This is a genomic window from Rhodococcus sp. C3V (assembly GCF_029269915.1).
In the GTDB taxonomy this organism is placed as follows: Bacteria; Actinomycetota; Actinomycetes; order Mycobacteriales; family Mycobacteriaceae; genus Rhodococcus_F; species Rhodococcus_F qingshengii.
On the sequence record NZ_JARJBE010000009.1, the window covers coordinates 155,191 to 168,550 of the forward strand.

Below are 13,360 nucleotides of genomic sequence, written 5' to 3' on the forward strand. Positions count from 1 at the left end.
GTTCACTATGCGAGCGCCGGACGAGGGTTCTATCTTGAGTTCGGGATGATCCGGACATAACTCCCAGGTTCGGGTCCCACCTCGATGGGAGCGCGCGCATGGCGAGTGACATCAAGTCCGCTTCACCGGATCGAGCCACCCTCGTCCTGGGGACGCTCATCCTGGTCGCTGCGGTCGCGAACCTCAATCTCTCGGTCGCGAATGTCGCTTTGCCCGATATCGGGCGGGCTTTCGACGCCAGTCAGACGCAACTGAACCTGATCGCGGTCGGCTACTCGCTGGGCCTGGCCGGAACGGTGCTCTACCTGGGGGCCTTGGGAGACCGATACGGCCGCAAGATGTTGCTGGTCACCGGCATGGCGCTGTCCATTCCGGCGTCGATCGTGGCGGGATTCGCCGGGAACTTCGAAGTGCTGTTCCTCGCTCGGATAGTCGGAGGCGTCTCGGCAGGTCTGGCGTTCCCGACCACGCTGGCAATCATCACGGCGTTGTGGGCCGGACCGGCACGAACCAAGGCGATTGCCATGTGGTCGGCAATAGGTGGCGCGATTTCAGCACTCGGTCCGATCGTCTCGGGGGCGCTACTCGAGCAGTTTCACTGGGGTTCGGTCTTCTTCGTCACCCTTCCCTTGGCCCTTGTGGCACTGATCTGTTCCCTGGTGTTGGTTCCCGCTCACGTCAACGAGACGACCGAGCGAGTCGATCACCTCGGCGGCATAGTGTCGATCGTCTTCATCGGGGCGCTGGTATTGTCCATCAACTTTGCGCCGGTGAAGGGTTCGGGCACGTTGGCTCTGGTGCTCGGGGCGATAGCAGTTGTCGCGGGTATCGGGTTCTTCCTGCAACAGCGACGCGCGGTCAATCCGCTGTTCGATCTTCACGTAGCTGCGCGCCCGACCTTCTGGGTCGCGGCGGTGGGTGGGTTGGTCGTGTTCGGTTCGCTCATGGGCGCGATGTTCATCGGCCAGCAGTTCCTGCAGAACGTCCTCGGGTACTCGACGCTGGCAGCCGGTGCGGCGATCATTCCGGCTGCGCTGGCGATGGTGATCGTTGCGCCGCGCTCGGCGACCATGATCGAAAGGTACGGCGCCCGCGTCACGCTGCTCGCCGGCTACCTGTTCGTGGTTCTCGGGTTGTTCGTCGCGCTGTTCCTGTGGAACGAAAGCACACAGTATTGGCAGGTCGCGCTGGCCTATGCGCTTGTCGGCATCGGCGTCGGTCTGGCCGGCACACCGGCATCGCGTTCGCTGACCGGATCCGTTCCCGTGCACCGCGCTGGTATGGCGTCGGGAACCTCGGACCTGCAACGCGACCTGGGCGGCGCCATCATGCAGTCGATTCTCGGCGGAATACTCACGGCCGGGTACGCAAAATCGTTGGGAGATGCGATCTCGTCCTCGCCGAACGCATCCGAAGTGACTCCCGAAACTCAGGCCGCGCTCACCAAATCCTTCTCCAGCGCCGAAGTTCTGGCGGAACGCTACCCGCAATACGCGGAGCAAATCATGACCGCCGCCAAAAACGCCTTCCTGGACGGGGATACACACGCCTACATCGCGGCGATCATCATCGTGTGTGCCGGTGCCGCGGTGGTGACGTTCTTCTATCCGCGTCGCGAGCGCGAACGAGTCCTGCTGGCGCAGTACGCGGCGGAATCCGATCTAGCCGCGGAGAAGAGTTGAGCGCGCTCTGGTAGTGATGAGGGATGCCACAGCTACTTCACATCGATTCGTCCGCCGAACTCCACCACTCGACCTCACGTGATCTGACCGCACTGTTCGCTCAGCAGTGGTCGAAGAACAGTCCGGATCACACGACGGTGACGTTGGACCTGCACCGGGATCCCTTGCCGCACCTCGCGGACGCGGCCCTGCACTATGCACCACGCTTGCGAGTCGAGGGCGAGATTCCGGATCCCGCCGCGGAAGCACTCCAGGCTCGGGTCATCGAGCAACTCACCGCTGCAGACGTCGTCGTGATCGGTGCGCCGATGTACAACTGGTCGATCCCGTCCACGTTGAAGGCGTGGATCGACTACGTACACGTCCTGGGGACTACGGTGCCTTTCGACACGCGTACTCAGCCTCTGGCAGCTAAGCCGGTGGTGATCGTCTCCAGCCGCGGAAACACCTATGCGCCGGGCTCGGGAAACGAGACCAACGATCACACCGTCCCGCCACTCGTTCAGGTGCTCGGGGTGTCGATGGGAATGGATGTCTCCGTCATCACCGCGGAACTGACTTTGGCGCAACGTATTCCGGCGATGGCACCTCTGATCGAGCAGGGTGACGCGAGCCTGCGTGCTGCCCGGGAGTCGTTGACCGAGCTGGCCCGTACCTTGGGGGCCTGATCAAGAAGTTCGACCGGGTTCAGGTGAGAGACGAGATCATCGACGCCACGTCTGACGGTTCTACGTCGTAACCGGGGAAATAGCAGCACACTTCGTCGGCATGTTCGCCGAACCGCCGCCGAATCTCGGTGGCGCACTCTTCGGGAGTGCCGACGACGGCGAGTGTGGTCAGCATCGGATCGGTGATCAGCGACGCCATCTCAGTGTAGCCACCTCGCTTCGACAGGGCATTGAGTTCCGGTTGGACCTCGCCCCACCCTTCGACGTCGAGCACCGGACGGTATGCGGGCGTCGAACCGTAGAACGAGAGCAGGGCTCGGACGCCTCTGGCGGCCGCGGCAAGTTGATCGTCGCCGCGGCCGACGCCGACGATGACCTGCGGGATGATCGTGAATTCGTCTCGGGTGCGGCCGGATTCGCGAAGACCGGCACCGACGGCCGGAAGCGTTCGTTCGAGGAAATGGCGTTGCGTGTGGAACGGCATGACCAGTAGTCCGTCGGCCACCTCGGCAGCCGTCCTGGTCATCACCGGTCCGAGCGCACCCATCAGGATGGGCGGTGGCCCATAGGGGTTGGGGCCTGGATCGAACGTCGGAGGCATCAACGTGTGGGTGAAGAACTCGCCGCGGAAGTTCAGCGTCGAGGTGTTCTCCCACGCAGTGAAGATCGCCTTGACCGCTGCGACCGTCTCCTTCATGCGGGCCGCCGGACGCGACCACGTTGCGCTGTAGCGTTTTTCGATGTGCGGTTTGATCTGCGATCCGAGACCCAGTCGAAAGTGGCCGCGACTGAGCAACTGCAGGTCGTTGGCCGAATGCGCCAGATGCATGGGACTGCGGGGGAATGCGATGGCGACGTTGGTCATCAGGTCGAGGTCGACGGCCGATGCTGCTTCGACGAGCGGGAAGAACACGTCGTGTGGTCCCTCGAACGTGAACAGGCCACCGGCGCCGGTCTCCGCGAGTTCACGGCTACGAGCAGCGCCCGCGCCCGGCGCGGAGTCCAGTTGTACGTGAACCTTCATCGGCGTCCCCGCAGCCAGGTGCTGACACCGGGAGCGAACGGAGCGATCGCCGCCACCGCGACCAGGGCGCAGTAGAGAATCGGACCCCATCTCAGAACTCCGGCGCCGATGTCTGCTGCGCCGTCGACCAGAGACATGAAGCCGAGTCCGGCCGCGATGCTCACGACTCCCACGATCGCCGTCATCACCCGCCCGGCGTTCTTGCGTGCACGGAGGAGTTGAAGGCTCATGACTGCGAGCAGGACCAGGACGAGAGCGCCGCCGCCGCTGCCCGCGAGTACGACGGTCACGGCATCGGAGATGTCGGTGGACGAGTATCCGGGATTGTCGCGCGCAGTCGATTCTTCGAGAGCCGACCGGACGTCGTCGAGGCTGGTGACTGCCACTCCGGCGATTCCGGCCAGGACGACGAACGAGCCGATCCAGGCAGAGGAAGACAATGTCACGGCTTTGGGTGTCTCGTCGCTCGCTGCAGGTCGGAGCGGCCGAACCGAGACGTCGGGTCGCTCGGGTGCCGGGCGTGGAGGTGACGGGCGAGGAGGTCGCGCGGGAGAATTGTCGGGATCGGTCACCGGCCGATCGTAGCCATTCGGAGAGATACGGAAGTGATGTGGCGCACTTTTCCGGCTTTTCGGGGAAGGCGGGAACAAATCTACGTGGGCTGTAGTTGACCATTTCGACAAGCTTGAGCGCCCTCGGCTCAACTTCAAGTTGACTCTCGGCCACGGTCGGAGGCAAACTTGAGCGGAGGACGCTCACCAAGCGAAAAACTCGCGGTCATGTTCGAGATCAACCACTCGGGCAGAGAACCGCAGAACGAAAGGTAGGAACACTATGGCTCGTGCAGTCGGTATCGATCTCGGTACGACCAACTCGGTAGTTGCAGTGCTGGAGGGCGGCGAGCCCGTAGTGGTCGCCAACGCCGAAGGCTCACGTACCACCCCCTCGGTGGTTGCATTTGCCAAGAACGGCGAGGTTCTCGTCGGTCAGCCCGCGAAGAACCAGGCAGTCACGAACGTCGACCGCACCCTCCGCTCCGTCAAGCGCCACATCGGCACTGACTGGAACGTGGAAATCGACGGCAAGAAGTACACGCCGCAGGAAATCAGCGCCCGCACGCTCATGAAGCTCAAGCGTGACGCGGAGGCTTACCTCGGCGAAGACATCACCGACGCCGTCATCACCGTCCCCGCGTACTTCGAGGACGCACAGCGTCAGGCAACCAAGGAAGCCGGCCAGATCGCCGGCCTCAACGTCCTTCGTATCGTCAACGAGCCCACCGCGGCTGCACTGGCATACGGACTCGACAAGGGTGACACCGAGCAGACCATTCTGGTCTTCGACCTCGGTGGCGGCACCTTCGACGTCTCCCTGCTCGAAATCGGCGACGGTGTCGTCGAGGTTCGCGCAACCTCCGGTGACAACCACCTCGGTGGCGACGACTGGGACGAGCGCGTCGTCGCTTGGCTGGTCGACAAGTTCAAGGCTCAGAACGGCATCGATCTGACCAAGGACAAGATGGCCCTGCAGCGTCTGCGTGAGGCTGCGGAGAAGGCGAAGATCGAGCTCTCCAGCTCGCAGAGCACCTCCATCAACCTCCCGTACATCACGGTCGACGCGGACAAGAACCCGCTCTTCCTGGACGAGCAGCTCACCCGCAGCGAGTTCCAGAAGATCACCTCGGACCTGCTCGATCGCACTCGTGCGCCGTTCCAGGCAGTGATCAAGGACAGCGGAATCGCCGTCAAGGACATCGACCATGTCGTGCTCGTCGGTGGCTCCACCCGTATGCCGGCCGTCTCCGATCTGGTTCGTGAACTGACCGGTGGCCGTGAGCCCAACAAGGGCGTCAACCCGGACGAGGTCGTCGCCGTCGGCGCCGCACTCCAGGCCGGTGTGCTCAAGGGTGAGGTCAAGGACGTTCTGCTCCTCGACGTCACGCCGCTTTCCCTCGGCATCGAAACCAAGGGTGGCGTGATGACCAAGCTCATCGAGCGCAACACCACGATCCCCACGAAGCGTTCCGAGACCTTCACCACCGCTGACGACAACCAGCCTTCGGTGCAGATCCAGGTCTTCCAGGGTGAGCGCGAAATCGCTTCGCACAACAAGCTGCTCGGCTCCTTCGAGCTCACCGATCTGCCGCCCGCCCCGCGTGGCGTTCCGCAGATCGAGGTCACCTTCGACATCGACGCCAACGGCATCGTGCACGTGACGGCGAAGGACAAGGGCACCGGCAAGGAAAACACGATCAAGATCCAGGACGGCTCCGGTCTGTCCAAGGAAGAGATCGAGCGCATGGTCAAGGACGCCGAGGCTCACGCCGAGGAAGACAAGGCCCGTCGCGAAGAGGCAGAGGTTCGCAACCAGGCCGAGTCGCTGGTCCACCAGACGGAGAAGTTCGTCAAGGAGCAGCGTGAAGGTGAGAACGCGGGCAAGGTCTCCGAGGAGATCCTGACCAAGGTCGAGGCAGCGGTCAAGGACGTCAACGACGCCCTGGCAGGCACCGACATCGCTGCAGTGAAGACCGCAGTGGAGAAGCTGGGCACCGAGTCGCAGGCTCTGGGCCAGGCCATCTACGAGGCTTCCGCTGCAAACGAGGCCGGAAACACCGACGGCGCAGGCAATGACGACGACGTCGTCGACGCCGAGGTTGTCGACGAGCCCACCGACTCGGACAAGAAGTGACCTCGGACAACCCCGAGAACAACCCGGTCGACCCCGAGACCGGTGCACAGGGAGAGGCGGCGGGGGAATCCCTGCCGCCGCTCGACTCGGAAGACACAGGGGTAGTTCAGGAAGCAGAGTCGATCGTGGAGGAAGCATCCGCCACCGATCAGCTCGCCGAACGGACTGCGGATCTGCAGCGACTTCAGGCGGAGTTCACCAACTACCGTCGTCGCGTCGAGCGTGACAAGCAGGTCATCAAGGAAACCGCGCGGGCTTCGGTCATCACCGAGCTCATCGGAATTCTCGACGACCTGGATCGCGCTCGGGCACACGGTGACCTCGAATCGGGTCCACTGCGTGCACTCGCAGACAAACTCAACACGACCCTGACGGGTCTGGGTTTGACCGACTTCGGTAGCGAGGGTGACGATTTCGATCCCGCACTCCACGAAGCGGTGCAACACGAAGGCGAAGGCCACGACCCGGTACTCGGGACGGTCATGCGCAAGGGATACAAGCTCGGCGACCGGGTCCTTCGGACCGCAATGGTGGCCGTGACGGACCGGGTAGGCGACAAGCCTGCAGACGGTTCAGAACAAGAAGCGAAGTAAGAGTGAGAGGAGGAGACGCCCAGTGAGTCAACGGGAGTGGATCGAGAAGGACTTCTACAAGGAGCTGGGCGTCTCGTCCACCGCGACGGCCGACGAAATCAAGAAGGCGTATCGCAAGCTGGCTCGGGATCTTCATCCCGACGCCAACCCTGACGATGCGAAGGCCGAAGAGCGTTTCAAGTCCGTCAGTGAAGCTCATGCCGTTCTGTCTGATCCGGACAAGCGCAAGGAGTACGACGAGGCTCGGCGCCTCTTTGCCAGCGGCGGCTTCGGCCCCCGCGCGCAGGGCGGTGGCGGATTCAACCCCGGCGCTGGTGGTTTCGACATCAACGACCTGTTCGGCGGCGGGGCCGGTGGGCAGGACTCGGGTCTCGGAGACATCTTCGGCGGATTGTTCAACCGCGGGGGAGCGGGCCAGCGAACAGCTGCGCCCAACCGCCCGCGTCGAGGCAAGGATCTCGAGACCGAGACGACGCTCGCCTTCCGCGAAGCAGCGCTCGGTGTCACCGTCCCTCTTCGTCTGACCAGCCCTACGTCGTGCACCACGTGTCACGGCAGCGGCGCAAAGCCGGGCACCAGCCCGCGAGTGTGCCCACATTGCAACGGAACCGGCGTGGTCAGCCGCAACCAGGGCGCCTTCGGATTCAGTGAGCCGTGTGACGATTGCCGGGGAACCGGCTCGATCATCGACTCGCCGTGTGAAGACTGCCACGGTAGCGGCGTCACCAATCGCACACGGACCATCACGGTTCGCGTGCCTGCCGGTGTGAGCGACGGTCAGAAGATCAGACTCAAGGGCAAGGGCGAAGCGGGACTTCGCGGCGCTCCGGCCGGCGACCTGTTCGTCAACATCCGCGTCAAGCCGGACAATGTCTTCGGACGCAACGGCGACGACCTGACACTGACGGTTCCGGTGAGCTACGGCGAGCTGGTGCTGGGAACGACACTGTCCGTGCCGACTTTGGAAGGCCGTGTCGGAGTGAAGGTTCCGGCCGGAACGGTGGACGGACGCATTCTGCGAGTTCGCGGACGCGGTATCCCCAAGCGGCCGGACGGTGCCGGTGACCTTCTGGTCACGGTCAAGGTATCCGTTCCGCAGAAGTTGGACGACCCGGCGATCGAAGCGCTGAAAACCTATCTCGAAGCCGAGAAGGCGAGCGGGTTCGATCCACGGGCCGGGTGGGCCGGTGCATGATGACAGAGCGACCGCAGAATCAATGGGATGCGACGGTCGATCCTGACGCTCAGATCTTCGTGATCTCGGTGGCAGCCGAGTTGGCCGGAATGCACGCGCAGACTTTGCGTAACTACGACCGACTCGGGTTGGTCACCCCGCATCGAACCACCGGTGGCGGACGACGCTACTCCCCGCGCGATGTTGCGCTTCTTCGTGAAGTACAACGGCTTTCGCAGGACGAGGGAGTCAACCTTGCCGGAATCAAACGAATCATCGAACTGACCAACCAGGTCGAGGCTCTGCAGCATCGCGTCCGCGAATTGGCCGAGGAGATCGCGAAAGTCCATGCGGGCTATCGCCGGGATCTCGTGCCGATTCCGCGCAACAACGCGTTGGTGGTCTGGAAGCCCCGCAACCAGCGATAGTCGGACCTATACACAAACGGCTCCACGCCCTGTCGGATTCATTTCGTCGAATCCGCCAGGGCGTGGAGCCGTTTCGGCATTTCCACCCAGCGGGAAGAGATCTGTCGACGCCGCCTCAATGTGCATAGCGTCCGCTTCCATGACTCCACTTTTCAGCGTTTGACGTTATCCAGATCACATTCTATGCTCCATCCCAAGCAACTGCTTGCTAGATCATCAAGCGGGTGCTTGGTTGGCTGGTGCTCGAAATCAGGCACGTCCACCGGCCGATCATTCTTTCGTCAGGTATTCGCCTGACGTTCGGTGCATACATGTGTTCTAGGAGTGCAGACATGAATCGTCGGCCCATTCTTGTTGCGGCAGTTGCCGTGACGGCTCTGGCTCTTGCAGGGTGCAGTGGTTCTTCGGAGTCCGACGGAGGTGCGGACTCGCCCTACCGTGTGCTGCTGACCGGCGGGATCAGTGCACAGGGAGTTCTCGCGGCTAACTCGCAGACTTCCCTGCTGGCCACGAAGGCCGGCGTTCAGGTCCAGAACGAGGCCGGGGGCATCGGCGGCCGTCAGATCGAGCTCACCACTGTGGACGACGCGGGTGATGCAACCATCGCCGTCACCAAGCTGCGCGAAGCCATCAACTCGGGGAACAAGCCTGACCTCTACCTCAACTCGGGTCCTTCGTCGATCGCGGCTGCGGTTCTCCCGATCCTCAAGCAGAACAACATTCTCTCGATGAGCATGGCTCCCTCGCCCGATTCGACGGACCCCTCGAAGTTCCCGCTCAACTTCGATCTGGCTCCAGGTGCGACCGATACCGCTCGCGGAATTTCCGAGTACGCGAAGTCCAAGGGGTACAGCAGCGTCGGAGTCCTGCACGGCAGCACCGCTTACGGTGAGCTGTTCGGCGAAGAAATGACCAGTGCTTTGCAATCCGCAGGTCTGAAGGCCGCCGGTAACGAGGAGTACGACGCCGCCGCTTTGGACATGACGGCGCAGTTGCAGTCGCTCAAGAATTCGGGTGCCGCGGCAATCGCCTTGGATGCGTACGGCGCTCCTCTCGGATACGTGTTGCAAAGCCTCGAGCGACTCGGCTGGGACGTGCCGCTGGTCGGAAACACCTCGGTGTCTGCCACCAACCTGATCGCGAATGATCCGCCCGCCGGCGTGCTCGGCACCCCGCAGGTGAAGAACCTGGTGACGCAGGTGTTCACCAGCACGGTGTTCGATCCGAACAACGCACTCGTCAGCACGATGGTGGACACGATGGCGTCGCTGGGCTCCATCCCGTCGACGCTGATCCTCGCGGACAACTACGACGCTTTCCCCCTCGTCGCGGCAGCAGCGGAGAAGGTCGGCAGTTCGACCGATCCGAAGAAGCTCGCCGAAGCACTGGAAACCGCAGAGGTTCAGGAGAATGCCAAGACCGCATTCCTCTCGCGCTACAACTTCAGCTCTGACAACCACGGCCCGAACCCGGATACCAGTGAGCTGAAGTTCATCAGCCCGACGAAGATCCTCAACGGTCAGTTCGGAAACCCGGCTGCGTCATGACCATTCTGTGGTCCGGGTTGGCGCTCGGCGCGGTCTACGTGCTGGTTGCCATCGGGTACAACATCGTTTTCGTTTCCTCCAACACTTTCAACTTCGCTCAAGCTCAGCTGATGATGGTGGGCACCTTTGTCGCCTACACGGGTCTCGTGACCCTGAAACTTCCCGTTCTCGTGGTGGCCGTCATGGCTACCGTGACCGTGATGCTCCTCGCCTCGGTCGAGGAGATCGTCGCGATCAGACCGGTGGCCGATCACCAGAACCAGCTGGTCACCACGCTTGGCGTTGCCACGCTGCTCAATGGTGCAACTCAATTGATCTGGGGTAGTGAACCTCTCACGGTTCCGTTCTTCGGATCGAACGAACCGATCACCCTACTCGGCGGCCGTACCTACCCGGTCGAGATCGCTCTGCTGGTTGCGGCGATCGCACTGGTCGTCGGGTTGAGTTACGTCTCGAAGAAAACGATGACGGGTCTGGCTCTGATCGGCATCTCCGAGGATCGTGAAGCGGCGATGCTGCGAGGAGTCAACGTACGACGGTTGGCACTGGGAGCGTTTGCCTTCTCGGGTGCCTTGGCCGGTGTCCTCGGACTCTTCGTCGGCCCCAAGACGTTTGCAGTTGCGACGTTGGGTGCAGCGTTGGCCCTCAAGGGATTCGTGGCGTTGGCGATCGGCGGGTTCGGCTCTCTGCCTGGCGCTTTGATCGGCGGCCTGACCGTCGGCCTGGTGGAATCGTTCACCGCCCTGTGGGCGGGAAGTCAGTACAGCAATATCGCCGTCTTCACGGTGCTGATCGTCATCTTGATGGTCAAACCGGCTGGACTGTTCGGCAATGTCCGAGAACGGGTGGTGTGAGATGGTAAGTGCGTGGCGGACTTTCCGTTCCCTACCGAGCTGGATCATCCCACTCGTCCTGGCCGTGGTGATCCTGCTGCTGCCCGTGATGGGACTCGACCTGTCGACATCACGTCAGATTCAATTGGCCTGCATCCTGGCACTTGTGGTCAGTGGCCTGAACTTGAGCCTCGGCTTTGCCGGTGAACTGGCACTCGGCCAGGCAGCGATGTACGCGGCCGGTGCCTACACCGCGGGTCTGATGTCCCAGGCAGGTCACACCGACATTCTGCTCCAGCTCGCTGCCTCCGGAGCAGTGGCACTGGCGGTCGGAATCCTGACCGGTGTTCCCGGTCTGCGCCTGGGCAACTGGTCCCTGGCGATGACGTCGTTCTTCCTGGTTCTGCTGGTACCTGACGTACTGGCGATCTTCGGTGGCAAGACCGGCGGCCGAAACGGCCTCACCGGTATGGAGCCGCCGACGTTCTTCGGTTCCGAACTCGACACCCAGCAGTACTACATGGTGGTCGTCGTCGTGACCGTGCTCTGGTTCGCGGTGATGCGTAACCTGGTGGTCTCGCGGCACGGCATCGCGTTCCGCACGCTCAAGCAGTCGCCGGTTCTGGCGTCGTCGCAGGGTGTATCGGTGTTCCGGATGAAGCTGCTCGGTTATGCCATCGGTGCGTTCCCCGCCGGTCTGGCGGGTGCGCTGTTCGCCAACACCGACCTGTTCATCTCGCCGGAAGCCTTCGGGTTCACCTTTGCCACAGCAGTTCTGGCGGCGTCGATCCTCGGCGGTGCGGCAAGTGTGTACGGCGCCGTGGTCGGTGCCGCGATCATGCAGCTCGGTCCCAACCAGTCGACGGCGTTCCAGGAGTATTCGCTGATCTTCTACGGCGGCTTCCTGATCATCGGCGGTGTGCTTCTCTCCGGGGGTTTGACCAAGGTCGGGCGAGCGATCGTCTCGAAACTCGATCGCAAGGCCGGCCTGGGCGTAGTCACTGCAAAGGAAAACAGCGGTGGGACACCGGAACTGGCGCCGATCAACGGAGCACGGTTGGTGGTCGACGGAGTGTCCAAAGCGTTCGGTGGCAACCAGGCGCTCAATGCGGCAACCCTGACCGCAGAGGCCGGTAAGGTCACCGCGTTGATCGGGCCCAACGGTTCGGGTAAGACGACCATGCTCAACATGATCTGCGGCTTCTACACCGCAGATGCGGGCGTGATCACGATCGGTGACACGGTGGTCTCGCAGTCGTCGCCGCACAAGGTGGCGCGCGTGGGTGTGGCGCGCACGTTCCAAACTCCGACGATTCCGGAAAACATCACGGTTCTGGAAGCTGTTGCATCCGGACGTTATTCGGTGCACCGAGCGTCGATGGCGTCGGCTGTGCTTCGCCTGCCCAGCTTCCGCAGGATCGCGAAGGCCGACATCGTCGAGGCCGAGCGTGTCCTCGAACTCGTGGGGATGTCGCACTTGCGCAACGAGATCGCGACGTCGCTGCCCCTGGGGATGCGTCGCATGCTCGAGGTTGCTCGCGCCGTCATCGCCGAACCGAGGGTCGTCCTCTTCGACGAGGTGGCATCCGGACTCGACGAGGACGAACTCGAACGCCTGGCAGATCTGATCCGGGTACTGCGAGATGCCGGGGCGACAGTGGTGTTGGTGGAGCACAACTTCCGCCTCGTCCTCTCGCTGGCCGACGAGATAGTCGTGCTGGCGCAAGGGCAGGTGATCGCCACCGGCGATGCGGCAACCATCGAACATCACCCACGCGTCTTGAGCGAGTACCTCGGAGTCAAGTCCGGTGACGAAGAAGCACTTCTCGAAGAAATCGGCGCGGTAGACCATCAGACCAGTGAGGTGAAGTGATGGAACCGATTCTGAAGGTCCGAAACTTGCAGACCGGGTACGGCGATCTGCGCGTCGTCTGGGATGTCTCGTTCGACGTCTATCCCGGTCAGGTGACCGCCCTGCTCGGACGCAACGGCGCAGGCAAGACGAGCACGCTCCGTGCCCTGTCCGGCCTCAACAAGGTGGCCTCCGGAACCGTCGAGATGGACGGCGCCGACATCACCGGAGTCCCCGCGCACAAACGGGTACGACAGGGGATGGCGTACGTGCAGGAGGGCAAGCGGGTCTTCCACAAGCAGACCGTCGAGCAGAACCTCCTGCTGGGCGGGTACACCCGCAAGGCAAAGCGCGGCGAGCTTATGGAATCCGTCGAATCGATGTACGAGATGTTCCCGATCCTGGGGGAGAAGCGTTCGCTTCCCGCCGGTTCCATGTCGGGCGGTCAGCAGCAGATGCTCGCGATCGGCGCAGCGCTGATGGCGCAGCCTAGGTTGCTCCTTCTCGACGAACCTTCGGGCGGTCTCGCTCCCATGATCGTCGGTGAGGTGATGGACCGCGTCCAACAACTCAAGGAAACCGGCCTGGCTGTTCTACTGGTCGAGCAGGCAGTCGAGGCCGCGATGAGCGTCGCCGATCATGTGACGGTCCTCGACATCGGCAAGGTGGTTCTCGACGCCGACGCCAAGGACATCGACGACCTGGCAGTGCTCAAGGATGCGTATTTCGGACGCGTCTGAACGGCAATGACGGCTTCAGCCCGGCCACCTCGGCCGGGCTGAAGCCGTTTCCCGCTCCGTGGCACGGGCCCTAGCCGGCTCGGGGCCATCGATCTACCGTCCTGCAAACAACTCCCGCGAGAGGCAAACTC

At 62.8% G+C, this 13,360-nt stretch carries 12 protein-coding genes; 10 read left to right on the forward strand and 2 right to left on the reverse strand.

The annotated features are described in order from the left end of the window. Positions 1 to 98: 98 nt before the first annotated feature. Positions 99 to 1,682 carry an MFS transporter gene (locus P3G66_RS22770; RefSeq protein WP_276117134.1) on the forward strand — a complete coding sequence of 528 codons (1,584 nt, stop codon included), beginning with the start codon at positions 99 to 101 and terminating at the stop codon, positions 1,680 to 1,682. A 23-nt stretch (positions 1,683 to 1,705) separates the two neighbouring features. Beyond that, positions 1,706 to 2,350: an NAD(P)H-dependent oxidoreductase gene (locus tag P3G66_RS22775; protein ID WP_276117135.1), complete on the forward strand. Its 645-nt coding sequence runs from the start codon at positions 1,706 to 1,708 to the stop codon at positions 2,348 to 2,350. A 19-nt stretch (positions 2,351 to 2,369) separates the two neighbouring features. On the opposite strand, the gene P3G66_RS22780 is transcribed toward P3G66_RS22775, so the two are convergent. After that, positions 2,370 to 3,374 (reverse strand): TIGR03617 family F420-dependent LLM class oxidoreductase, encoded by a 1,005-nt coding sequence (locus tag P3G66_RS22780; RefSeq protein WP_042926298.1) that lies wholly within the window; start codon positions 3,372 to 3,374, stop codon positions 2,370 to 2,372. Then, complete coding sequence (locus P3G66_RS22785) at positions 3,371 to 3,946, reverse strand: hypothetical protein (RefSeq protein ID WP_276117136.1); 576 nt, start codon at positions 3,944 to 3,946, stop codon at positions 3,371 to 3,373. The genes P3G66_RS22780 and P3G66_RS22785 overlap by 4 nt, the downstream gene beginning before the upstream one ends. Before the next feature lie 262 nt (positions 3,947 to 4,208). On the opposite strand from P3G66_RS22785, the gene dnaK reads away from it, so the two are divergent. From dnaK to P3G66_RS22825, 8 genes are all read left to right on the forward strand, one after another. Beyond that, positions 4,209 to 6,062, forward strand: a complete 1,854-nt coding sequence (gene dnaK / locus P3G66_RS22790) for a molecular chaperone DnaK (protein WP_003944365.1) — start codon at positions 4,209 to 4,211, stop codon at positions 6,060 to 6,062. Continuing rightward, complete coding sequence (grpE, locus tag P3G66_RS22795; protein ID WP_003944430.1) at positions 6,059 to 6,655, forward strand: nucleotide exchange factor GrpE; 597 nt, start codon at positions 6,059 to 6,061, stop codon at positions 6,653 to 6,655. The genes dnaK and grpE overlap by 4 nt, the downstream gene beginning before the upstream one ends. A 22-nt stretch (positions 6,656 to 6,677) precedes the next feature. Continuing rightward, entirely contained in the window at positions 6,678 to 7,850 is a 1,173-nt protein-coding gene (dnaJ, locus tag P3G66_RS22800; protein ID WP_054831743.1) for a molecular chaperone DnaJ, read from the forward strand. Next, on the forward strand, positions 7,850 to 8,257 hold the full coding sequence (locus tag P3G66_RS22805; RefSeq protein WP_020906601.1) for a helix-turn-helix domain-containing protein: 408 nt from the start codon (positions 7,850 to 7,852) through the stop codon (positions 8,255 to 8,257). Before dnaJ ends, P3G66_RS22805 begins: the two co-directional genes overlap by 1 nt. Positions 8,258 to 8,589: 332 nt before the next feature. Beyond that, positions 8,590 to 9,804 (forward strand): ABC transporter substrate-binding protein, encoded by a 1,215-nt coding sequence (locus P3G66_RS22810; protein ID WP_276117137.1) that lies wholly within the window; start codon positions 8,590 to 8,592, stop codon positions 9,802 to 9,804. Further along, positions 9,801 to 10,658: a branched-chain amino acid ABC transporter permease gene (locus P3G66_RS22815; RefSeq protein WP_007726703.1), complete on the forward strand. Its 858-nt coding sequence runs from the start codon at positions 9,801 to 9,803 to the stop codon at positions 10,656 to 10,658. The genes P3G66_RS22810 and P3G66_RS22815 overlap by 4 nt, the downstream gene beginning before the upstream one ends. Before the next feature lies 1 nt (position 10,659). Continuing rightward, on the forward strand, positions 10,660 to 12,510 hold the full coding sequence (locus tag P3G66_RS22820) for a branched-chain amino acid ABC transporter ATP-binding protein/permease (RefSeq protein ID WP_003944379.1): 1,851 nt from the start codon (positions 10,660 to 10,662) through the stop codon (positions 12,508 to 12,510). After that, a complete protein-coding gene (locus P3G66_RS22825; protein WP_276117138.1) occupies positions 12,510 to 13,229 on the forward strand; it encodes an ABC transporter ATP-binding protein in 720 nt (239 codons plus the stop codon). Before P3G66_RS22820 ends, P3G66_RS22825 begins: the two co-directional genes overlap by 1 nt. Positions 13,230 to 13,360: the final 131 nt, after the last annotated feature.